We start from the raw sequence: 21,520 nt of genomic DNA, 5'->3' as shown, positions 1-21,520 counted from the left end.
ATCTTTTTATCACCAATTAGTGAAATGAACGGTCCCAAAAGTAAGGCTTGGAATAACTGAGCTGTTCCACCGCCGCTACCTCCAGAAGCAGTATTGGATCCAAAAGTCGTATTACTTCCTTCAATTCCCCCTAAGCCACCGCCGCCAGAAGTTCCGGTAATAAAATCGTTAGCTCCACCGCCGCCGCCGCCGCCTGGTCCTCCAGCTGCGCCTATTAAATGACAATTTAAAACATATATATCTTGGGGAACGGTAAAATTGAAAGCGCCTGGAATCGATCTTGAAAATAGAATCGTTTCGTTTTCTGTAAAAGATTTAATAATAGAAGGTAGAGAAGTTTCTAAATCTTGTAAGGCAACAGCTATAAAGGAATATGTTTGTCCTTCAACGGGAGTATTAAATAACACATGCCTTTGTCCGCCTCCGGAGATTTCTTGAACTTCATCATAATCTAATAATGATACCGTAGGGCCAACCTTCATAAAGATCCTATATCCGGATGCAATACTAGAAAACACTTTAGCTGTAGCAACACGCCAGCCACCGTTTACGACGTCTAAAACAGGCGTTACAGAAACGGCGCCGGCAAAAAGAGCTCTATGCTGTAGCATAATTTTGAGAATAACTTCCGTAATATTTTGATCCGGAATAATAGAAAATCATCAGATCTGCTTTATTGGGACCGGAACTTAAGATTGGTGCGACACCGCCAGGCCATACTACGGAAGAAGGCCAAGTAACCGTTCTTCCACCTGTCGTGTCTTGTATTAAAAAAATAGAATATACTTTACCTGATTTTGGCCCGGAAAAACTTAAAACACAATTTGCAGAATCTAAAATCAATCTATGTGCATAACCAACACCAAAATTAATCGTTTTAGAGGCACCAGAATTTCCATTATCAAATTCAGGCGCATTGATCTCGTCAATCTCGTTCTGTAAAGTGTTATCGTTCGTATATAAACGCCCGAACTCCGAACCTAAAAGATTTCCGTCATTTGGCGTAAACCGATTAAAAGCAGTCTCCGGTGTTGGATATGGTGTTGGCATATAGCTGGACCCCTAAAAATTATTCCTATTAATAAAAATATATTCGTTCTTATATTCTACGAAGTATGACCTTTCCCCAACCCGGTTCGCGTAGTCATGACGCGATTTCCGGTTCCGGTATTCGCAACTGCAACAAATGTTCCTAACTCATGAGACCAGCAAACGGAAGTCCAGTTATTGTCAGCCGCGCTTGTTCTCACTGTCCAATGAATACCGTCGGAAGAGGACATGACTCGGTTTCCGGTTCCGGTGCCTGCAACAGCAATAAATAGTTTTAATAAAGGAGACCAGCAGATTGAGGTCCAAAGAATATCTGCGGCACTCGAACGGATCGTCCAAGTAATTCCATCGGGGGATGTCATTACTCGATTTCCCGTTCCTTGATTTGCGACAGCCACAAATAGTCTAATTTCCGCTGCCCAACAAACAGAAATCCATGGTTGATCAGTTGCGCTGCTCCTCACAATCCAGTTTGTTCCATCAATAGATGTCATTACTTGGTTTAAGGTAAAATTACTTCCTACGGCAACAAATAGTCCAAGTTCTGCTGCCCAACAAACAGAAGTCCAATTTATTGCCAATGTCACCGTTCGAATCGTCCATGTAGTTCCGTTAGCAGATGTCATCACACGATTTGTTCCAGAACTAGCCACCGCTACAAAAAGATTCAGTTGCGGCGACCAACAAACCGAATTCCAACTATTGTCTGCAGCACTCGTGCGAATCGTCCAAGTAAACCCATCCGGGCTAGTCATTACACGGTTCGCGGTCCCACTAGTTGCAACTGCTACAAATAGATTTAAGGAAGGAGACCAGCATACAGCACTCCAGTTATTATTTGCTGCGCTTGTGCGGATTGTCCAAGTAACTCCATCCGGGCTAGTCATTACACGATTTCCGGTTCCACTATTTCCAACAGCAACGAACAAATTCAACTGCGGTGACCAGCATACAGAAGTCCAAGTATTATCCGCTGCACTCGTGCGTGTTACCCAAAAATCGGCAAACCAAGAGGCCATGTTTTTTAGAAAAGTAGGAACTAAAGATTGGATAAGAGAATCCACTGCCCTTTGAGAAGGAGCAAGATCTGTCGCCAGAGGAGCATTCCAATCGGGCGTATTTGTTACGTAAGTTTGTGGATTTAAAGCAGTTAACTGGTCTTGTAAAGCACGATCATTGGCATAGAGACGAGAATATTCTATTCCAAACAGGTTTCCGTCACTTGGCGTGCTCCGATTAAAATTTGTATTTGGTGATGTTTGAGGAATTGTCATAGTGTTTTCAGTTTTCCTAATATGATTATTACTTTAGAATTCACTTATCCTAAATAGCCAACACCTAAGCCAGAACCAGAAGTTATAACTCTTTGCGTACTACTTAATACAGGCAATTGAACCCCAACAAAAATTCCAAACTCTGGAGACCAGCATATAGAATTCCAATGAATATTCGAAACTCCAGTCCGAAATGTCCAATCCAAACCATTAGGAGAACTCAGAAGACCGCCACTTCCCCCTTGCGATCCCACTACAAAAATGCCCAATTCAGCAGACCAACAAATGGACGATAACCAAAAATTTATAACAGAGGTATTCAAACGAATCGTCCAAGTAGTTCCATTCGAAGAAGTTGCTATTTGCTGGGTGGGAGAATTATATCCTGATACTGTGACGAAAATATTTAGTTCGGGAGCCCAACATACGGATGACCAAATTCCGGAGGCTATAGTAGTGGAAGTCCAGCTGATTCCGTTCGAACTTGTCAGTACTACTGCCGAACTACCTACAGCTACAAACAAGTTCAAAGCTGGCGACCAACACACGGAATACCAATTATTATCGGCACCACTTGCTTGACTCGTCCAGTCAACCCCGTTCGGACTTGTCATTATTCGATTTCCGGTTCCTGAACTCGCAACTGCTACAAATAAATGTAATTCGGGAGACCAGCAGACTGAATTCCAACTATTGTCTGCTGCACTTGTTCTAATAGTCCAATTTCTTCCATCTGGGCTAGTCATTACTCGATTTCCGGTTCCCGAACTCGCAACTGCTACAAATAAATGTAATTCGGGGGACCAGCAAATAGAATTCCAACTATTGTCTGCCGCACTTATTTGAAGGAGCCAAGTGACTTTATTCGGGCTAGTCATTACTCGGTTACCTGCTCCTGAACTCGCAACTGCTACAAATAAATGTAATTCAGGGGACCAACATATGGAAGTCCAATTGTTCTCATTCGTAGTATCTATCAAAGCCCAAAAATCTACTAACCAACCGGCAAATCTTCTCAGAGGAATAAGACTCTTTGTTCGGAAATCCAACGCTTTGGTGGACGGAGCAATAGAAGTAGACGGAGAAGACCAATTTGGAGTATTAGAAAGTTGTGATTGAGGATCAAATTGAGTTTCTAAAAAATTTACCTCGTTTTGGAGCTCATTATCATTTGCGTATAATTGAGAGAACTCTGTTCCAAATAATAAACCGTCATCAGGAGAAGTACGAGTAAATATTGTATTTGGATTGTTATGTGGGATTGTCATTTTCCTATCCCATTTCGAGTGGTCATTATCCCGCTATCATTTGCTACAGCTACAAATATGCCTAATTCGGGAGACCAACAAAGGGCCGTTCCGAAAAAAACCTGTATTTTTCTCAAACACCAATTAACCCCGTCTGAAGATGTCATAATCCCGTTCCCCATAAATCCACCCGTAGCAAGAGCCACAAATAAATTTAGTTCTGAAGACCAGCTTATGGAAGTCCAATAACCTCCGTTCATAACGCCATTGCTCTGCCAATTGATTCCATCGGAAGAAACAAGTATCTGAAAGACTCCTACCCCGTAACCAACTGCCAGGAATATTCCAAGTTCGTTAGACCAACAGATAGAACGCCAATGGTCTCCGGCGACATATCGGGATGTCCATACGATCCCATCCGGACTTGTCATCACACCTATGTCCATAAGCGTACCGACAGCAGCGAACAAACCTAACTGTGGAGACCAACAAACCGAACTCCAATTATTATCTGCAGCACTTGTTCTCGCTACCCAATCAATTCCATTCGAAGAAGTCATCACTCGATTTCCAGTTCCAGAACTTGCAACTGCTACAAAAAGATTTAATTCGGATGACCAACATACGGAAGTCCATTGATTATCAGCAGCACTGGTTCTACTCGTCCAATTCGTTCCGTTGGAACTTGTCATCACTCGATTTCCAGTCCCAGATTTTGCAATTGCAACAAAGAGACTTAAAGAAGGAGACCAACATACAGAGGTCCATTGATTGTCCGGACAACTATTAGCCCCCCAATTGATTCCGTTCATCGAACTCATGCTTCGATATGTATCTGCCGCTCCATCAGATACTGCCACGAACATTCCGAGAGAAGGAGACCAACATACAGAACTCCATGCGCTAGTAACAGGAGATGTGCGACTAGTCCAAAAATCCAATATCCATCCCGAGAACGTATTTAAAACCCTCTTCGCTTTTAAATACGCCGCCTTTACAGAAGGAGCCGTATTCGTAGGAGGATTGGACCAATTTGGCGTATTTGTAATAAATGAAGTAGGCAGTAATTCATTCTGAAGATCCGTTACTTGAGCTTGCAGTGCATTATCATTCGCATACAATCGCTCAAATTCGGCTCCAAATAACAAACCATCGTTATGCGTGTTTCGATCAAAATTTGTATTAGGTGAAGGGTTTGGAAGAGACATTATAATGGTACCTCTCTCAGTTTAAAATCGTATATTATAGTTGAATTCTTCGGTTTATCAGGAAAGGTATCTTTAAAAATCGAAGTGCCATCTGATAAATAGACGATCTCATTAATATTCTCTCCATTTTCTTCAGTGAAGCCAATACCAATCGTATATTCGCGAGTTCCATCCGGCAATGGTTGTATACGGACCGGCTTTCGAACCAATTCATTCTCAAGTTGACCTGAAGAAGGAAGAGGAATTATATTCCCGCCGCTCCCAATAGCCGCTTCATCTATAATATAATTTGCTTGCGGATTCCAATACGTTAAACCGTCGAAAAAACCTGTTCCATCCCAAGTCTTAGTTCTTTTCGTTCTCGTACCTTCTCTTGAATCAAGGAACACAAATCGTATTTTAGTTTTTGCATAAACTCCTGCGGGGCGAATTAAATCTACTGCCTTTGCGAGTAACGTAGGCACTTTGAGAAAATCTACTTCTCCCTCGATCTCGATAACGAACGAAGCAGGACGTTTCTCATCCGGATCTAACGGATCGTTTCCATCCAAAACCCCTTGATCGTCCAAGACTAACTCTGAATCTAAGTAAAATTCTTTCGGAATAAAAGCTGCTCCAGTTTCAAGGCCGGCAACGTTTTTCCCAATCTCGATAATTTCTGGAAGTGTCCCTTTTGCGAGACGCTTGCTAATCGCTATCAATATAAATAAACGATAAACGTCATCGTCATATCCTGGTTCTCTTGTTTCGTTAACCAAAGAACCAAGTTGATCTAAATTCACTCCGGAAGCTAAATAAATATGCTCAAGATCCTTGATCGCCTGTAGTTGGATCTCTATCTCATCAAATTCTGCAGAGATAATTTTCCATAACTTTCCTAACCAAGAATTTTCATCTCGGTTCAGAATGGATTCTGGAAATTTCTTAAGTAACTCTAACGCGCTCATGGTGTATAATAAACAGTAACATTAGCAGTAGTCGTTTCTGCATATTGCGTAGGATCAATAACCAGTTTAGGAACCCAAGTAGGATCGGGAGGAATGGTTCCAAAAGCTGTAAAAGATAAATAAACTTTGATATCTTCTATCCCTTTGATCCCATCAAAGTTCGCAATGATTTGCCATGCCATTACATCAATGCCTAAATCGAGTCCAGGATATTCAATCGATTCAGATCCGATTGTATCAACCCCTCCCACAAGCTGCACTACCCTCGTTTTGACAACATCTGCATTCGCAGCGGACCACTCAGAATTTTTTGTTATTTTTACTGCAACGAAAACTTGTTTCGCAAATGGAACTGCCCAATACATGGTATGAACTTGCCCATTCGCATCCGTAACATCTTGAAATTGCTTGCCTGGGCCATCGGCTGCAAAAGTCTCAATTCCTGCTGGCTTTGACCGAAAAATTGCTTCACCAATGTCTTGGTTTATTGCACTACCAGCTACTACGATCTCTATCGAATGCGGAGGTCTTCCTTCATCCACTGTACTCTTTACATTTTCATAAACAAAGACCGCAGTAACCCCATTGACATCTAAAAGGGTTTCTCGAATAGCCGGTAAAGAAGATCCACCAGATGCACCTCTATCTTTATATCTTTGCCTTAACTCTGCGTCAGACTCGATCGGTCCACCTCCTGTAGAAGGGGCAGAGTTTGTAACAGAATTAATTCCCGGAAGCTGAGTTACTATTTCCGTAATAGTTCCAGCTGCCACTACAGTTTTTCCTCCAGAATCTATACTACGAAAAGGGAAATCTGTTCCTGTAGGATTATTGGTCACTAACCCAGGCTCGATTATCTCGAATTGAACTCCAGTGGGAGTTTGTACAATAAAACCGGAAGAAACTTCTGCGCCTGGGTCTCCTGAAACTTTTATAGTAACAGTCGATTTTCTTGCAGGAATTCTAGAAAGCCCCCCCTGAGCAACAATCCGGTCTAACTGTACTCCTTCTGCCTGGCTGATAAATTTTGAATAATATGTTTCTTCTAACCCCTGCCAGACCTCATCGAATTCTCTAGCAACGTTTTGAAGAATAATTCCTAATTCTCCATAAGGAGAAAGATCGATTTCCGGACCAAAATTCTCCTCCAGCTTAGCCCTATCTTCTAAAGCCTGAAGAATATCTGCATACGATTTACGAACGAAGCCTTGCGGAGTTACACCAAATGCCATTACACACCTCCGACAGCCGAACTCGAAAGAGTACCGAATTTACTTTCAACTTCAAATTGAATGGATACTCGTCTAGTCTTTGGATCAAAATCCGCATCTAAGGAAACGATCTTGGTTACTGCAGGTTCTTTTAAGATCGCCTTTCTTACCTCATCTAGGAAAGCTGATCTTACGAAAATTTTTTGATCTACTAAACTTAACCAATCCACTCCTTCATTCGGAGCCAGATACCATTCGCCTAAAAACATTTTCAGACGATTCCCCAATATTTGTCGAAGAGCATCAACTCCCTCCAACATAACAAGACGGCCTCGATTAGGAGTTAAATCGTTTGACCCTTGGCTCTCGGTATACACTAAATCGTTATTTTCGATCTTAAATGTTTTCATAATATAATAATAAATCCTTTAAGACATTTGGGAAGAAGAAGGTGGAGGTCCAGTTGTTCCGGCACCAACCGTTACACCGCTGTGAGTGTGAGCATTGAATTTAGCCTTAATCTCACCGATAGAAAGTCCACCTTCGCTCGAACCAGAAGCGGAAAGTCCCGTTTCATATACTACATCGCCTGCAACTTCTCCATCGACAGTAATATCGCCGGTCACTTCTATTCCATCCGAACCAATTGAAAGTTCTGTTGAACCTACCTTAAGAGTCAGTTTTCCGTCCTCGAACTTGATCATATTTTCCGGTTCGGACCATCCCTGTTCTGCAATGCGACCTAGTAAACACGCGTTCTCCAATCCGAAAATTTTAGAGTCTGGTCGAACTTCCTGTTTACGTCCTCCTCCTGCTAAACTATTAGAAATATCGAATGTAGAAAAACCGACCCAAACCAAATCACCTCTTTGATAGAAAGGTTTAATATAACAATTTTGACCTATCTGCACATATTGCACAGGAACCCCTGGGATCACAGGGTAATTAGATACTTCGTCCAATTCGTTTTTCTCTCTCACCAAAGGAAGCACATCTGCTCTCATCGTGTCTGCATTGAAGGATTCAACTTGGCAGACCATGCCCAGCTGCATTCCTCTTCCTTTTTTATCTGTGTAACGATCTAATAATTCTGAGAAACTCATGCAGGTATCACCTCGAACTCACAATTTGCATCGCCGAATGTAGAAAAGTTTTTAGTTCCTTTTACGATCTTTGCAGTTAGATTTACATCTTTAGATTCAATCTTCACGATCATGCCTACACAAAGAGAATAGAGAAATAAAGTCTTAATCTTATATCCTTTCGCAGTTTTCTCCGGCTTATCCAAAAGCCCTGAATAGGAATTTAGTAAAGTAACTTGTTTCTTTTTTGAATTCTTTGGTTGGAGAGTTAATAAACCATTACGAAAATAAAATTCAGATTTAGTATCTGCTGCGATTTTTCTGATCGAATCACTGAATCCCCGAACAGTTATCGAATCGTAAGTCTTATTCTCACCCAATTCGATCTCACCTGGATCTATACCGATACTTTTACAAGCATCTTTAATTACAGAAACTGCAGATGATTTTTTATAACTCTTATTAACGATCGCAGTACTCCACTTAGTCGTAGAATCTGAGATCTTAACTTCTAAAATTCGCTCTACTCCGTTTTGAGAAACTGAATAATTAATTGCCTCTCCAAGAACCACAGTTCCTGAATCTTCCTTGTATCCCGCGCTAACTGTTACTTTCGGAAATATCTTTCCAGATCCTTTTTTCTTTGCCTCAAAGACTTGTATCGTCTCAGGAGATGGATTATATAATTTCAAAGTAGCAGATTGTAAATTACCGATCTTCTGCTCTTGAGTGAACTCTATAGAAAATGGAGGATAAGAGAATTCCCTTCCTCCGATATTCACTTTCGCTACACGATTGAAGAGAGTGCTCATTCTTCGGTAGACCTTCCAAGGATCAAAAGGATATCGTTTCCGAACATTTTTTTATTCGCGATCTGTCCTTGCAGTACACGGCTTTGTTCTATCTCCTGTGGATTTAAGGGTATGATTAATCTATTAATTTCGAGACCTTCGATCTTCGCATCGATAAGTTCCCTCGCATAACAAATCTTAGTCGTAAATAGAATGTTTGCATCCGAATCCAAGATAGTACATGTATAAAAATCGGATCTTTCGTTATATAAGAAACGAAACGAATAAGTTTCGCCTATGGTGAAATCTTTCTCAATTGGGATTTCACTCGATGAGATAGGTAAATATTCAAGTTCGATCATAATTACCTTTTATTTTAATCCACCACAAAGATTCTTATTTGCGCCTGCACTTCCGGAAACTTGCTTTGTTGCAGTAGCAGTGGCACCCGCCTTAGGAATAGGAGATTTTAGAGTCACTTCTACTTTTCTTGGTTCAGCTATTATGATTTTCTTAAGCTTTAAAGTTAACTTGCGTCCATCTCCTAGATCAACTGCTTGTTCTTCTGAAACGGATTCGATGATCAGACTCTCTACTATTTCATCGTAAGAGTAGAAGGAGATAATCACCTTCTTATCCATCCAGTCGTATAACAGTGATAGGCGCTCTTTAACTTTCTTATTTAGAAATGAGATCGGATCTAAAGGATCCCAATCGGAATCTGAAATAATTGCAGTTATGGAAATACCGATAGGCTCATCGGTCACATGGTCAGTTATATTAGCTCCCTTTTCCACTGCGTGATTCGTTGAATTTGCAGAACGATCTTTGGAAATCGAAATAGTAGAGTCGAATGTTAGATCGGTTCCATCACCCTTCAAATAGGTTTGGACTCTTTCTCCAAAGATTAAACTCTTAGCTCTTTGAACAATTGCTGGCATATTAAGTAATCGCTAATCCCAATTTTGCAGGAAGAATATCTTCAGACAATTCGTCCAAAGCCCGCATAACGGCTTCTTTGATCTCAGTTCCTGCTTCGTTAGAACCGCTAACATTAATTGTTAGAGTTCCTACAACACTTTGCACAACGACTGAACCGCCACCGGCTCCATTCGGGATAATTTTTCCGGAGCTTCCCGGAGTGAAAAGTTCAGGCCCTCTTTCTCCTACGAGGTAAGATTTTCCGGCAGAGACAACTCCTCCGGAAGCTCTTGCTCCACTTAGGCTCCCTAATAGTCCCCCACTTGCTGCTTGAGCTGAACTTCCACCCGCAATACTAGAAAGTGATTTTGCAGCAGAGAGCACCCAATCTGGAATTAAAGCATTCCAATTGATCGAAGAGAAAGCTGTTGTTACATAGCTTATGAAACCATTTATTGCATTTTTAATTTCGTCGAAATAAAAGTATAAAATCGATATGGGAAAAATAGCCATGATCAGATATTTACCGTAAGTTTTCGCAAAATCTAAAAGCGAATTAAATGCTTTTTTAATATCATCGAAGTAAAAGTATATTATGCTTATTGGAAATACTGCCATCACCAAATACTTCCCATATGTTTTTGCGAAACTTAAAAGCGAATTAAGTGCGCTCTTAACCCAAACTACTGCTTTTTCAAAAAAAACCTTAATAACAGAATCACCTCCGTTAAACCAAGCAAACAGATCTTTAACGGCTAAAGTGATACCTGCTATTACTAATCCTAAAGCTATTCCGGCAGCAATCGCCGGAAGCAAAGGAGCAATCGCAGCCCAAGTTGCGGAAGCCCAAGCCAAGGTGGCGGCAATAATAGGAGGCAATAAAGAAACTCCAAAATAGCTCGCCGCAATTGCCAAACCTGCAACAAGTGATTCTAATATTATAAATGCAACTTGCAATCTCTCTGTTCCATGAGTTGCATCTGTAAAATATTCTATAACGAAAGAAAAGGCATCTACTAACGGAATAACTGCCGGAAGCAACGCCTTACTTAATGTTTGCTGCAACTTTAGCAATGAATTATCATATTGCTCTTGGACATATACTCCGTTACCCACAACCTGATTAAAATCGTTTTGAAGCTTAGTCATGCTTACATTATCTTTAGTATATTTATCTAAAAGTTTCTGCCTATCTTTCTCGGGAAGTTTATAAAGATCAGAAAGACTCTGCCCAGTGACTACGGAAATTTTTTGAAATGTTTCCATAGACTTATTCAGGAAATCGACAGAAACTTTATTATCTAAGGCAGCCTTACTCGCTTCTAAAAGTGCTTTTTCAGAGGTTGTATTTTTAGATAATGAAACTGTTTTACGAATTGCATTTTGCAGTTGACCATAATCGTTTCCGGCTAAATTTTTTAGTATTAACCTTTGTTTTTCCAATTGGTTGTTTGCATCAGCAGCACCAACTAAAGCAGAAAATGCTTTAGCAGCAGTTATGGCAAAATTTCCGATATTCTTATATTGCTCGGATAATTCTTTAAAACTTTTTGAAGTAGCTTTTGCTGTTCCTTCTAATTTTTTCAACTCGGTAGAAGTCTTTTTAAAAGATGCACTCAAACGAATAAATTCGGCATATCCTTTGCTCAGATATACAAATTCGTAATTTATTTGAATTCCTTCTGCCATCTAATTACTTTCCGCGCGATTTGTTCGCAGCCTGCTTCTGTTCTTTAATCATTCTATCCACAAGTATATTCGCTTTTGCTAAATCTCTTGGATGCATTTCACAAGCTTCCGAATATGTTAGAATGCCGTTTACGACGGGTCTCCAGATCGCGATTTCTTCGTCTAATTCGTTTTTAAGTCGGATTTCCTCAAGACGATTGATTTGCAAGAGACGCCTTACCGTTTCTTGCTCCATTCTCTGGCCAGGAAAATCCGGGCTCCAACTCCCCTCTAAGAAATCGGGGAAGAATAATTTCCCATACCTCCTCAAGTTCTCGGATCCAAGATTTTAGTTCGGCTTGCTGTAATATAGTTTGCTTTCCATCCGGACCAAGAGGTCCATCAATGGATAATTTTGTGGCACCCTTTCCAGGAAAGACTACATGATCAAAACAATATTCCAAAATCACAGAAAGATCCATGTTTCCTTCCGCAATCTTAAACATCTTAGATTTTAATTTAATCCATTCCTTAGATCCTGGGTGCTGAAGAATGTATTCTTTCCCATTAACTTCAATTTTCTCTTGGTAAGACATATTATGATTCCTTTATTTTATTTCTTTTGAATTCATTCGCTTTCCGGCCTTATTTTTAAGATCCAGAAAGCGAATTCAAATATAGATCAACTCAAGTGCGCTTTATTTAGATCCGCACAAGTCAAAACCCACTCGACCCCGCTTTCCTCTACGCCGAATTCCTTATCCGGATCCGTAGATACCCAAGCTTGACTTGCGACTGCTACGAATTTTCCATCGGAATTATTCTTCACCATCACTGGGAAAGTATTCGGTAGATTTTTTACCAAATCCAAAAATGCATTATCCGGAGAAGTTCCCTTTAAGGTAAAAGTGATTTGTCCGGAAGTATTATTGTTTTTTGTTCTGGAAACTTCTCCCCTGGCACCTACGTGAGTTTTATAAACTTCATTATCAGCTCGTTTAACGGAAATGAAAGTACCGTCGAAGAATCCTGAAACCAATCTTCCAGAAACGGAAAGAGTAACCTGATTTGGATCGTATGTTCCTAAAAATTTATCAGCCATTTAATATTTCCTTAAACCGTAATTAAACCGTTAACATTTACTTTATGGATCGCACCGGCTAGATAGTATACGAACTTGATCCCTTTCAATTCTCTATTTGCGCGATCATTAACTGAAATATCAGCTCTTCGAGGAACGAAAACCTGGCTCATATAGACCTTATCATCCGATAATTTCAAATCATCTTCGGAAGATGCTCTTGCGACAATACCCGCATCTCCTGCTCTCTTCAAGACGTTACGTACCACACCTTCTACTTGCGCGATCCCTGAATCGTCTAAAGCTATCTTTTCATTATTTAAAAATAATGAGAGTAGATCGATCTGAAGCTGATCTTCGACCCAATCTTGCCCAACGATCACATCTATAAACTCTCCAGAGGTCGTTGTTCCTTCGTTTACGTATGTTGCTCCGGACATTGCTTGGAGCGCTTGGCCTTTACTGGTTCGAATCGTGGTCAATTCGGTTTTGCTAAACGTAGACGCATTTTGGCCATTCAAACGCTTCCACTTAAACGTGGTTGATCCGGGTTGTTTCGGAATATTCTGCCCAACCCAAGCGCACTCCGGAAAGTCGGCAGGAGCATTATTGTGAATTAGATATGCTTCCCTATCTACATTCCTAGAATCGAGAGAAGTAATATCAGAAGAACATCCGAAGAAAAATTTCTTATTCGCATTCGCCCAAGTGCCTGCGGCATTCAAATCAGCTTTAGCTCTTGAGGTGACGCAAATTGCATAAAAATTATCATCCAACCCACGTAACTCATCGAGAGCTTCAGAGATAGTATCCGGAGAAACGACTATCATAATGTCTTCCGGCTTCGGAGACTGAGCAAACATTGCAGACGCCATTTTATAAACATCATCAGAAGAAGTAAAACCGGCCGATGTAAGATCAGTTAAATCGGACACGATATTCTTTTCCAAAGCAGTTGCCGAACTATCTCCCGCTTTTAATATCAGCGGTCGAAACGATTTTTGTGTTAACCCTTGGGTCCCCCGAGTGATATCTATTATGATATCATTAATAAATGCCATTTGCTAAACCTCTACTTCCAGATTTTCATTATGACTGCCGAATTCTTCGGTGATTTGTATTTTGGAGATTATCTCAATCTCTTCGGTATATTCGAATGTATAATCGAATCGGATATCAAACCCAACCTGATAAAGCCAAGTCGAACTTTGAAAGATACTTTTATCTTGAATATTAGTACCAACAAAGCGAGGAACAATCGAATTCTCCTCGCAAAAGGAACGATTATCAGGAGAACCAAACCAATGAAACACAGTTAAAGCAGCCACTCGTGCATTTTCAAGACTCTGAGTATCAAAAAAATTTAATGAATATGTATCCTGATATTTTTCGAATCTAGTTTGAACTACAGTTGTCGGATCTCCAACCTTCTCCGCCCGCGTTTGAATATTTCTATAAACTGATTCCACTAAACAAGAAGTGGAGCGGTAAACACCGAGAGGATAAGAACTTTGCTGTTCGTCAAACCTGAGTAAAACGACCGAAGTATCGGATTGGATTCTCTGAAAGATAGCTTCTACAACTGCACCGGGAATCATCTATGATCAAAATCTCGTGTTAAAAAATATGCCAAAATATTCCATTAAAGACACATGATTATCAAAAAAAGACAAATATCTACAGTTTAAAAATTTATTTGATTAAGAATTAAACTTAAATTATCTTATTTAGTATATTATATGTATATTTGATGAATTAACGACATTTAATGGAAGCTTAGAGGCAAACAAGTAAAAAAAGGTTCCAGTAAAGCGGATAATTTTTAAAAAATTTGGCAATTATACCAAATAGGATAAAAAAGAACACATTCCGTTATCTGAATGAAACGGAATAGATCTCTATAATGAATCTTAGTAGATTTCTTAGTTAGGATTGATTAGGAAAGGATGGTGACAGCCGAACTTTGGTCCATAACGCAATAGCATATGTAGGCTTGAGAGTGAGCCGAAATCGCCGCCTCTATAGTTGAATAAAATTCCAACCAAGGAGCGTCAGTCCAGGTCGAGTTCAAAACCGTACATCCAGCACTTGACATTTCGACAAACTTAGAAGAGCCACCTTTGGCATGAATATCGATGGCAAAGAAACCGGTTTGGGTTACTGAAGAAGATTCATCCTTCCACTTGAACCAAGGTTTAGCGTTTTCGTGAGGAGCATATCGATTAACTGTTACTTTTGCATACTGGTTGAATGCTTTATGCCCTCTATGCATTCCTAATTTGTATTTGTAAATTCCTTCTGCAATTCTCGCCGTCCCTGCTGGATTCATTGGTTGGTTTAACCAATAACGTCCCGGATCAATCGTACATGAGTAAACTTTGAATTCCAAAGATCCATTTACTGTTCTGATCAAAAATAAAACGTCATTATATTCATTAATGGCATCGTTATTGGTCTTGATAATTCCATCCTTAAAATCAATCCCTCTGACTCCGATAATCACCCAGCGATCATTAAGTAAACCATACTTTTCAGAGCCATATGCCAGAAGGCTCTTTACAAATTCCTTTGTCTCCATCGTTCCTTTTTCACCTAAGATCGGCATATAAAATTCCCCTTTAGCAATTCTCAGTCAAATCAACTGCGATGGCGCAAAATAATTCCTCACAGAAATTCATGTCAACTAAGATCTATTAAATTATTCTTTTAAGCGAACAGAATAGAGGAAAAAGATGAATATTCGAAGTTTATATAGTAGCTTGAATGATCCGGATCAGATCGTCTTCGACTTCTTTTGCTTCTTGCGCTAACGTTTTAGAATCGGATAATGTCCGCAAAAGTGGCTCCGGCCTAATCATACCGATCCTGGTCTTTCCATGATCGGTATATACCGAGATCCTACATGGTAAGGCAAAATTCATTTCCATATCTTCGTTTAGTACCTTGCTCGCGCGGGCAGGATTACAAACTTCGAAAATTCTGCATTCTTCCTGAAATTCCACCCCTTTCTTTTTCATCGTCTCCTTGAGATCGTGGATATGTAGCACCCCGTATTTTGCTTCGACTACGTTCTTTTGCAGGTCCAGAGATGCCTGCTCGACACTTTTTTCCGAATCAACAATGTATTTCATTAGTTTGTCTTCCTTTCATCTTATTAATGAGGCTTTATCCGTTAGACTCATAAAATACAATATACCCTATGGGGTATATTGTATTTTTTTTTGAAAAACATTTATTTATGGGAAGAAAAATCGTTGCCGTCAGCAAATATAAACTAAAACTCCATTATGCACTGCCGGACTTTCTTCGCTTCCCTTCTTCTATTTACATTCTCCATTTTCCCCAAGACTCCAGAATCTTCAGATGTATGCTCTAAGATCAAAATCAAGAATGATCAAAAAAAATGTTATTCTAAGGAATACCAAGTCGCTGACAAAGAATTGAATGTGACTTATAAAAAGATAAGAGAAGATCTATCCGAATCCCAAAAAGAAGATTTAAAAAAATTGCAAGTTCTTTGGATCGGTTACAGAGACGGTATCTGTGAAGGACCTATGTACGCTTCGGACGAATCCGGTTTGGAAACAATCATCTGCAAAACAGAAACCACAGCCGAAAGAACTAAATATCTAAATCATGTTTGGAAATTCGGCAAGGCATCTAAGGAAGGATTAGGCTCTTATACGGATGGTTTCGGAGGTACCTTAAAACTTTTCCGAAATAAATCCAGTAAAAGTATCCAATTTTCCTTTGATGTTGTAAGAGGTCCCACGGCTCACCTTGGTGAAGTAAGTGGAAATTGGAATCCAGCTAAAGAAGGCAAATGGACTTGGGCATCCACTGAAGGCTGTAAACCGGAAGATCCCGACTGTTGTTTATTGGAATTCGAATATTTTCAAAACAGGATAGAAGTAGAGGAAGTTTCTTGTTCTGCGTATCACGGCGCCAGAGCTTATTTCGGAGGAAGTTATAGATACAAATTCAAGTGAAGAAAATAGAACGCCTAACAGTTTGGTTTCGAACTGAAATCGTTAAACAATCTTCGTTATTTATAATTTCCTTATATATCAATTATATATAATTTATTTATAACAGTTGCATATCATTCAATCATTCTTTTGTATTTTATATTTCTACATGTTGTCACAGTCATATTTTTAGTTTCTTCTTGCTCTACATGCATAGCTCAAATATATTCGCCGCTGTTTGAAAATTTTTGTAATCCGTTTACAAAAATTTTTCAAAACAACTTTCAGATGAAAAAAATATTTGGAGATTCCTATGCGATTCTTTTTGTTAGCCCTGTGCTTAAGTGCGTTCTCAATCGGCCTTTGGGCAGATTGTCCCGACTACACTACCCCTTCTAACCCACCTAGTTTTTCAAAACCTACCAAAAGAAATTTCCGTAATTTTGGAAATACGATTTTAGCCGGTTTGTATGTGCCCTATCACATGGTGTATGACACGATCGTGAAATCCGGATCCAATGCAACCATGGTTGGTAAATTCGATTATGATGCGGTATTTCATAAAGATCTGGAAGGTGAATACATTCACGTTTATATCTATGGAACTGCTATGAGCGGTTGGACCTATGTGGGTCGTTATACCACAAATGGTGACGGAAAAATCACTGCGAACCTTGGAGTTCGTGCAACTGGTGATTATATAGTTCGTATGGTTGTAGAAGGTGATCTTTCTAGCGCAGACGGTTATCTGACCGTAGCGGATCCTGGACGCCAAACTGTTCTATTCGATGTAGATGGGACTTTAACCACGAATGATTTCGAGGCTCTTGCAGATTATTCTGGGATCAAAATTGCAGACGCTTATTATTACGCTCCGGAAACCGTGAATGCATATCGTAATAAAGGATATCAAGTAATATATTTAACCGGTCGTCCTTACTGGAATACGAAAGATACTCGCGAGTGGTTCCCTCTCAAAGGAATGAAATCTTGGCATTATCATCCTAGTTCCGATTATTGGGGTGCGAATGTGCAAGCATACAAAACCGATTATATTAATTATTTGCGTAATACTGTCGGACTGGATATTATCCGTGCTTACGGAAATGCGACTACTGATATTGCAGCATACGCAGCCAGTGGTATTCCAAAATCGGATACTTGGATCATAGGAGAGAATGCTGGTAAAGAAGGAACCCAGTCAATCACGGGCAATTATTCTCTTCATTACAATACTGTAGTAGCAAGCACTCCTCAATCTGCTTCCTGCTATTAAAAAACACCTTTATTGAAAATATCTCTCTCGAATGAGGGAGATATTTCTTTCTCTACGAACTAAATTATAGAAATTAATTTACAATCTTTGAAAATGAGTTGATAAGAGAATTTTGTTTTTATTCTTTCAGGTCGCCCTGCCTTTATCCACGCCATTCTACATCGAAAGATCTAATTGAAAGAACGTCTAAACTCCTGAGGAGAAAGATTCGTTTTACTTTTAAATAGTTTACTAAAGGACTGTGAATGTTCGAACCCCAATTCGTAAGCGATTGCAGTTATCGGAAGATCCGTTGTGGATAATTTTCCCTTTGCTTCTTCGATCAACTTATTATGAATATGCTGCTGAGTGCTTTGCCCGGTCAAAACCTTAAGCAACCCGCTTAGATAATTCGGAGAAACACCGATTACATCGGCAATGTATTGAACGGAAGGAAGTCCTTTTTGTTTTAGATCTCCCCCTCTAAAATAGTCCGCTAATACTTCTTCCAATCTATCCAGGATCCTATGATTAGTGATCTTTCTCGTAATGAACTGTCTATGATAGAATCTTTCGGAATAATTGAGTAGGGTTTCGATTTGAGAGATAATGATATCCTGACTGAATTTGTCGATATTGGAATGATACTCCTGTCGTATATTTTGAATGATATTATTGGCGACAGCTTCTTCTTTCTCGGAAAGAAATAAGGCTTCATTTACCGAATAATCAAAGTATTCGTATTTTCGAATGCTCTTCGCTAAAGAAGTATTCCAAATAAAATCCGGATGGATAAGTAATATCCATCCGGAATGTTCCACTCTAGCCTCGCCGTTTACTTCGATCCTGAACACCTGACCAGGCGCCATAAAGAATAAGATCCCCTCGTCGAAATCGTATTCCTGCTGTCCGTATTTCATTTTTATGCCGGAATTTCTCTTGAGAGAGATCGAATAAAAATCCAAAGTCCAACTCGTAACGTTGAATTCCGGAGAATGTTTGATCGATGTATAATCCACTACGCTGATCAAAGGATGCTCCGGTTTTGGTAAACCTCTCAGATGGTGGAATTCGCTGATCGTTTTTATTCTATATGGCTGATTGTTTAACATTCGACTAATCTATTTATGTTGATCGTAAACTTTCGCAAATTCTAATGCAAAGTTTTTCAATTTGGTTTTTCCTAAGATTGGTCGGTTACGATAGTAATCTTCGTACAATACGCCGCCCCTTCTAGAGGCGTTCATCTCGGTGAAACCTTTCGCAGCTTTAGGATTCATTCCTGCCAAGATCATCCCGTTTAATAGCTGCTCGTCCGAAATGGCTGTCCATTTTAAATCAGACTTTCCGATCGCTTCTCCCAATAGTTTAGCCACTTCATTTGGAGAAGCCTCGTCACTAGCAATGTATCGAATACTTCTGCCATTAAAAGGTTTATCGATTTCTTCCGATATCACTGTAGCAATATCCAAAGGAGATACCCACGGTTCCTTCTCATCTCCCTCATAATTGGAAATAATAGCACCTTGGGCCTTGATCGTCTGTATAAACGCGAACATATTATAGTAAAATCCGACCGGGCGCATAAATTTAATGGATACATTTTGAGGTAACTGCTTCAAGATATTTTCCGCAACGTAATGAAATGCAAGAATGCCATTTCCTGAATCAGTGTGAGCTCCGATACTACTTAGATGGACCACTTTCTCTATCCCAGATCGTTGGATTGCATCCTTATAACTAAGTGCGATCCTACGGATCGTTTCCGTCACATCTAAATTCTGATCGAAGAAGCTATGATATCCGATCGCCTCCATCACATACACAATATCAGCACCTTGGAAAGTATGAAACAAGAAATCAGCATCCTGCATGTTTCCGATTGCAGATATTGCTCCTAACGCTTCTATTTCATTCTTCCTTTCCGAATTACTGCTTATGACCGTAACGGAATGTCCCTTTTCAATTAGATTTTCCGTAAGAGGCTTACTGATATGCCCTAACGAACCTGTAACTATGATCTTCATAAATTTCTCTCCTTAATTAGAGATCGCTGTATAAGCGTTAATTGATATTCTGATGAATTTAGAAAACCGGAAGTTCAGTTAGGTCGGATTATTCGAGTAGCCGAATCTCATGCGGACGTAGTCATTTTTAAGGTTTAGAGAAATATACGAATCGTTTTAACGACATCGCGACAGAAGCGGAAGATCAATTGCTATTGATCTTTTAATCAATTGGATCGGGCGAAGCCGATTTCTTAAATTCCTGAGGAGTCAATCCAGTTTGCTTCTTAAAAGAATCATAAAAAGAAGACTTAGACTGGAAACCCACAGAGAACGCCAAGTCCAGTATATTTGCAGAAGGATCATTTAGAATAATCCGTTTAGCCTCTTCTATCCTATATTTCTTAAGCAGATCCGGAAAAGAAATATTCAATACTTGGTTCAAAAGTTCGGAAACCTGATGTACCGATAATCCTAAAACCGCGGCAAGATCGCTGATCCTTAATTCTTCTTCTAAATAGATCTTGTCCTCATCCAGAAGTTTGTTCAATCGAGCCAATGTGTCGTCTACATTGATACCTATAATGGTGGACTTCTTCTTTGCCAATCCATCTGAGGATGTCTTATCGCTATGGAAGTTCCTAAGCTCTTCTCTTCTTAATGAAATCTCATGTTCCAATTCCCTGATCCGAGTCCTAACAGAGCGACTGGTCAGGAATATATTTACGGGAACGAAGAATGCTATAAAGAATAGGAAGCTTTTTCCATCGAAGGAAAAAAATGCCTTATATGAAATGATATTTAATATTTCTATCGCAAGTAATGAGAACATTCCGAGCACAAACCAACGTGTTTGGATTGTCTTTCGTTTTGTGGCAACCAAGCTAAGAACAATCGCTGTCCCGGTCACTGCCAAATAAAAAATAGTAAAGGAGCGAGAAACGAATTGTCTGGGAAATTTAGTAAAACTTAAAGCGATCATGATCGCAGTCAGAATGTTCACTACATTATAAAAGTACCAAACTGGTTTAAAATTTTGCCTAATCTTCAGAAAATGCGAAACCCACAGAGTGCCTGAAATGATCAGATAACCTATCATGATCTTCTTCCCTAAAGAAAGAGGGAATCCGAATCCTGGAAAAACGTATCTGGAACCTATCCCGGACACGAATAAAAATGTAAGCCCTATCCCAAAAGAGAATAGGATCTGATACAAGATCCATTTGGAGCGAAGACGAATATAAGAATTAATAAGATAAGCGATCTGAACGATCACAAGCGCGAGAAGTGAGAATACTATGCCCGAATAAACCGTTGAAATAGAATATAACTCTTCCGCGCTTACTAGGCGAACCTCGGAGAGTATATAGTTTCTAGACTGGATCCTAATATTGATCTCGGAGCTATTTTCCAGGAATTTTCTGAGGGGAAAAACAGGAAATATCCCTGGAACCAGCCATTCATTGACCGGATGTATAAAACCTGCCTGCAGACAATCTCCTTTTAGATCGCAAACCTGAACAGAATCGAGGAGACTCCATGGAAAGATCAAAAATTCGGTCTTGGATTCCTCGGGTAAATTACCAATCCGAAAGCGTAGATCGATTGGTTCCGGGTAAAATCCCCAATCCAGAAGCACGGAAAAATCGTCGATCTGCTTCCAGTGTGTTTGGTTAGAATCCTGGATGCGAAGATGCCCCACTTTCTCTTCATTCCCTTGGGAATAGACTTGAGTAGAAACGCTCAAAACCAAGATCCAGATCAGAAATACTTTCATTCTATACTTATTGTTCATTCAAGAATCCAGTCCA

The 21,520-nt window shown here is 39.8% G+C and carries 23 protein-coding genes and 1 pseudogene; 2 read left to right on the top strand and 22 right to left on the bottom strand.

Annotation, left to right across the window (positions count from 1 at the left end):
* The 19 genes and pseudogenes from CH352_RS14470 to CH352_RS14375 form a co-directional block, all read right to left on the bottom strand.
* Positions 1-611, bottom strand: a pseudogene (locus CH352_RS14470) (hypothetical protein); the annotation flags it as partial.
* Positions 598-1,050: a hypothetical protein gene (locus CH352_RS14465; protein WP_100707597.1), complete on the bottom strand. Its 453-nt coding sequence runs from the start codon at positions 1,048-1,050 to the stop codon at positions 598-600. The pseudogene CH352_RS14470 and the gene CH352_RS14465, both read right to left, overlap by 14 nt.
* A 56-nt stretch (positions 1,051-1,106) precedes the next feature.
* Complete coding sequence (locus tag CH352_RS14460) at positions 1,107-2,324, bottom strand: beta propeller repeat protein (protein WP_100707598.1); 1,218 nt, start codon at positions 2,322-2,324, stop codon at positions 1,107-1,109.
* A 44-nt stretch (positions 2,325-2,368) separates the two neighbouring features.
* Entirely contained in the window at positions 2,369-3,592 is a 1,224-nt protein-coding gene (locus tag CH352_RS14455) for a hypothetical protein (RefSeq protein WP_100733517.1), read from the bottom strand.
* Positions 3,589-4,779 (bottom strand): hypothetical protein, encoded by a 1,191-nt coding sequence (locus CH352_RS14450; RefSeq protein WP_125169484.1) that lies wholly within the window; start codon positions 4,777-4,779, stop codon positions 3,589-3,591. The genes CH352_RS14455 and CH352_RS14450 overlap by 4 nt, the downstream gene beginning before the upstream one ends.
* Positions 4,779-5,726 carry a hypothetical protein gene (locus CH352_RS14445; RefSeq protein ID WP_100707601.1) on the bottom strand — a complete coding sequence of 316 codons (948 nt, stop codon included), beginning with the start codon at positions 5,724-5,726 and terminating at the stop codon, positions 4,779-4,781. The genes CH352_RS14450 and CH352_RS14445 overlap by 1 nt, the downstream gene beginning before the upstream one ends.
* Positions 5,723-6,958: a baseplate J/gp47 family protein gene (locus tag CH352_RS14440; RefSeq protein ID WP_100707602.1), complete on the bottom strand. Its 1,236-nt coding sequence runs from the start codon at positions 6,956-6,958 to the stop codon at positions 5,723-5,725. Before CH352_RS14440 ends, CH352_RS14445 begins: the two co-directional genes overlap by 4 nt.
* Complete coding sequence (locus tag CH352_RS14435; RefSeq protein WP_100707603.1) at positions 6,958-7,347, bottom strand: contractile injection system sheath initiator; 390 nt, start codon at positions 7,345-7,347, stop codon at positions 6,958-6,960. Before CH352_RS14435 ends, CH352_RS14440 begins: the two co-directional genes overlap by 1 nt.
* Positions 7,348-7,365: 18 nt before the next feature.
* Positions 7,366-8,040: a Gp138 family membrane-puncturing spike protein gene (locus tag CH352_RS14430; RefSeq protein WP_165780192.1), complete on the bottom strand. Its 675-nt coding sequence runs from the start codon at positions 8,038-8,040 to the stop codon at positions 7,366-7,368.
* A complete protein-coding gene (locus CH352_RS14425) occupies positions 8,037-8,831 on the bottom strand; it encodes a phage protein (protein WP_100707604.1) in 795 nt (264 codons plus the stop codon). Before CH352_RS14425 ends, CH352_RS14430 begins: the two co-directional genes overlap by 4 nt.
* Complete coding sequence (locus tag CH352_RS14420) at positions 8,828-9,172, bottom strand: phage baseplate plug family protein (protein WP_243396385.1); 345 nt, start codon at positions 9,170-9,172, stop codon at positions 8,828-8,830. Before CH352_RS14420 ends, CH352_RS14425 begins: the two co-directional genes overlap by 4 nt.
* Positions 9,173-9,181: 9 nt before the next feature.
* Positions 9,182-9,751, bottom strand: coding sequence for a phage baseplate protein (locus tag CH352_RS14415; RefSeq protein WP_100707605.1), 570 nt, complete (start codon positions 9,749-9,751; stop codon positions 9,182-9,184).
* Position 9,752: 1 nt separating this feature from the next.
* Entirely contained in the window at positions 9,753-11,420 is a 1,668-nt protein-coding gene (locus CH352_RS14410) for a phage tail tape measure protein (RefSeq protein WP_100707606.1), read from the bottom strand.
* Between the two features lie 188 nt (positions 11,421-11,608).
* Complete coding sequence (locus tag CH352_RS14400; RefSeq protein WP_100707608.1) at positions 11,609-11,995, bottom strand: hypothetical protein; 387 nt, start codon at positions 11,993-11,995, stop codon at positions 11,609-11,611.
* Positions 11,996-12,081: 86 nt separating this feature from the next.
* On the bottom strand, positions 12,082-12,501 hold the full coding sequence (locus CH352_RS14395) for a phage structural protein (RefSeq protein ID WP_100707609.1): 420 nt from the start codon (positions 12,499-12,501) through the stop codon (positions 12,082-12,084).
* Between the two features lie 11 nt (positions 12,502-12,512).
* Positions 12,513-13,541 carry a DUF3383 family protein gene (locus tag CH352_RS14390; protein ID WP_100707610.1) on the bottom strand — a complete coding sequence of 343 codons (1,029 nt, stop codon included), beginning with the start codon at positions 13,539-13,541 and terminating at the stop codon, positions 12,513-12,515.
* Between the two features lie 3 nt (positions 13,542-13,544).
* Complete coding sequence (locus CH352_RS14385; RefSeq protein WP_100707611.1) at positions 13,545-14,078, bottom strand: phage neck terminator protein; 534 nt, start codon at positions 14,076-14,078, stop codon at positions 13,545-13,547.
* 338 nt (positions 14,079-14,416) lie between these two features.
* Positions 14,417-15,085, bottom strand: a complete 669-nt coding sequence (locus tag CH352_RS14380) for a hypothetical protein (RefSeq protein ID WP_100707612.1) — start codon at positions 15,083-15,085, stop codon at positions 14,417-14,419.
* 142 nt (positions 15,086-15,227) lie between these two features.
* On the bottom strand, positions 15,228-15,611 hold the full coding sequence (locus CH352_RS14375) for a DUF302 domain-containing protein (protein WP_100707613.1): 384 nt from the start codon (positions 15,609-15,611) through the stop codon (positions 15,228-15,230).
* 156 nt (positions 15,612-15,767) lie between these two features.
* On the opposite strand from CH352_RS14375, the gene CH352_RS14370 reads away from it, so the two are divergent.
* Entirely contained in the window at positions 15,768-16,469 is a 702-nt protein-coding gene (locus CH352_RS14370; protein ID WP_100707614.1) for a lysozyme inhibitor LprI family protein, read from the top strand.
* A 292-nt stretch (positions 16,470-16,761) separates the two neighbouring features.
* Positions 16,762-17,724: a lipin/Ned1/Smp2 family protein gene (locus tag CH352_RS14365; protein WP_100707615.1), complete on the top strand. Its 963-nt coding sequence runs from the start codon at positions 16,762-16,764 to the stop codon at positions 17,722-17,724.
* A gap of 170 nt (positions 17,725-17,894) precedes the next feature.
* Here the strand turns inward: CH352_RS14365 and CH352_RS14360 are convergent, their stop codons facing one another.
* The 3 genes from CH352_RS14360 to CH352_RS14350 all read right to left on the bottom strand — a co-directional run bounded on the left by CH352_RS14360 (position 17,895) and on the right by CH352_RS14350 (position 21,504).
* Positions 17,895-18,815: a helix-turn-helix domain-containing protein gene (locus tag CH352_RS14360; protein WP_100707616.1), complete on the bottom strand. Its 921-nt coding sequence runs from the start codon at positions 18,813-18,815 to the stop codon at positions 17,895-17,897.
* A 9-nt stretch (positions 18,816-18,824) separates the two neighbouring features.
* Complete coding sequence (locus CH352_RS14355) at positions 18,825-19,730, bottom strand: NmrA family NAD(P)-binding protein (RefSeq protein WP_100707617.1); 906 nt, start codon at positions 19,728-19,730, stop codon at positions 18,825-18,827.
* A gap of 202 nt (positions 19,731-19,932) precedes the next feature.
* Positions 19,933-21,504 carry a helix-turn-helix domain-containing protein gene (locus tag CH352_RS14350; protein ID WP_100707618.1) on the bottom strand — a complete coding sequence of 524 codons (1,572 nt, stop codon included), beginning with the start codon at positions 21,502-21,504 and terminating at the stop codon, positions 19,933-19,935.
* Positions 21,505-21,520 lie beyond the last annotated feature (16 nt).

Source organism: Leptospira hartskeerlii (assembly GCF_002811475.1).
Classification (GTDB): domain Bacteria; phylum Spirochaetota; class Leptospiria; order Leptospirales; family Leptospiraceae; genus Leptospira_B; species Leptospira_B hartskeerlii.
The sequence above is the reverse complement of the archived record's forward strand: the minus strand, read 5'-3'. Positions and strand labels throughout refer to the sequence as shown.

Bases quoted from the DNA above. Each gene is read 5' to 3' on its own strand.
- CH352_RS14465 (WP_100707597.1), bottom strand. From the start codon at position 1,050: ATGCCAACACCATATCCAACACCGGAGACTGCTTTTAATCGGTTTACG.
- CH352_RS14460 (WP_100707598.1), bottom strand. From the start codon at position 2,324: ATGACAATTCCTCAAACATCACCAAATACAAATTTTAATCGGAGCACG.
- CH352_RS14455 (WP_100733517.1), bottom strand. From the start codon at position 3,592: ATGACAATCCCACATAACAATCCAAATACAATATTTACTCGTACTTCT.
- CH352_RS14450 (WP_125169484.1), bottom strand. From the start codon at position 4,779: ATGTCTCTTCCAAACCCTTCACCTAATACAAATTTTGATCGAAACACG.
- CH352_RS14445 (WP_100707601.1), bottom strand. From the start codon at position 5,726: ATGAGCGCGTTAGAGTTACTTAAGAAATTTCCAGAATCCATTCTGAAC.
- CH352_RS14440 (WP_100707602.1), bottom strand. From the start codon at position 6,958: ATGGCATTTGGTGTAACTCCGCAAGGCTTCGTTCGTAAATCGTATGCA.
- CH352_RS14435 (WP_100707603.1), bottom strand. From the start codon at position 7,347: ATGAAAACATTTAAGATCGAAAATAACGATTTAGTGTATACCGAGAGC.
- CH352_RS14430 (WP_165780192.1), bottom strand. From the start codon at position 8,040: ATGAGTTTCTCAGAATTATTAGATCGTTACACAGATAAAAAAGGAAGA.
- CH352_RS14425 (WP_100707604.1), bottom strand. From the start codon at position 8,831: ATGAGCACTCTCTTCAATCGTGTAGCGAAAGTGAATATCGGAGGAAGG.
- CH352_RS14420 (WP_243396385.1), bottom strand. From the start codon at position 9,172: ATGATCGAACTTGAATATTTACCTATCTCATCGAGTGAAATCCCAATT.
- CH352_RS14415 (WP_100707605.1), bottom strand. From the start codon at position 9,751: ATGCCAGCAATTGTTCAAAGAGCTAAGAGTTTAATCTTTGGAGAAAGA.
- CH352_RS14410 (WP_100707606.1), bottom strand. From the start codon at position 11,420: ATGGCAGAAGGAATTCAAATAAATTACGAATTTGTATATCTGAGCAAA.
- CH352_RS14400 (WP_100707608.1), bottom strand. From the start codon at position 11,995: ATGTCTTACCAAGAGAAAATTGAAGTTAATGGGAAAGAATACATTCTT.
- CH352_RS14395 (WP_100707609.1), bottom strand. From the start codon at position 12,501: ATGGCTGATAAATTTTTAGGAACATACGATCCAAATCAGGTTACTCTT.
- CH352_RS14390 (WP_100707610.1), bottom strand. From the start codon at position 13,541: ATGGCATTTATTAATGATATCATAATAGATATCACTCGGGGGACCCAA.
- CH352_RS14385 (WP_100707611.1), bottom strand. From the start codon at position 14,078: ATGATTCCCGGTGCAGTTGTAGAAGCTATCTTTCAGAGAATCCAATCC.
- CH352_RS14380 (WP_100707612.1), bottom strand. From the start codon at position 15,085: ATGCCGATCTTAGGTGAAAAAGGAACGATGGAGACAAAGGAATTTGTA.
- CH352_RS14375 (WP_100707613.1), bottom strand. From the start codon at position 15,611: ATGAAATACATTGTTGATTCGGAAAAAAGTGTCGAGCAGGCATCTCTG.
- CH352_RS14370 (WP_100707614.1), top strand. From the start codon at position 15,768: ATGCACTGCCGGACTTTCTTCGCTTCCCTTCTTCTATTTACATTCTCC.
- CH352_RS14365 (WP_100707615.1), top strand. From the start codon at position 16,762: ATGCGATTCTTTTTGTTAGCCCTGTGCTTAAGTGCGTTCTCAATCGGC.
- CH352_RS14360 (WP_100707616.1), bottom strand. From the start codon at position 18,815: ATGTTAAACAATCAGCCATATAGAATAAAAACGATCAGCGAATTCCAC.
- CH352_RS14355 (WP_100707617.1), bottom strand. From the start codon at position 19,730: ATGAAGATCATAGTTACAGGTTCGTTAGGGCATATCAGTAAGCCTCTT.
- CH352_RS14350 (WP_100707618.1), bottom strand. From the start codon at position 21,504: ATGAACAATAAGTATAGAATGAAAGTATTTCTGATCTGGATCTTGGTT.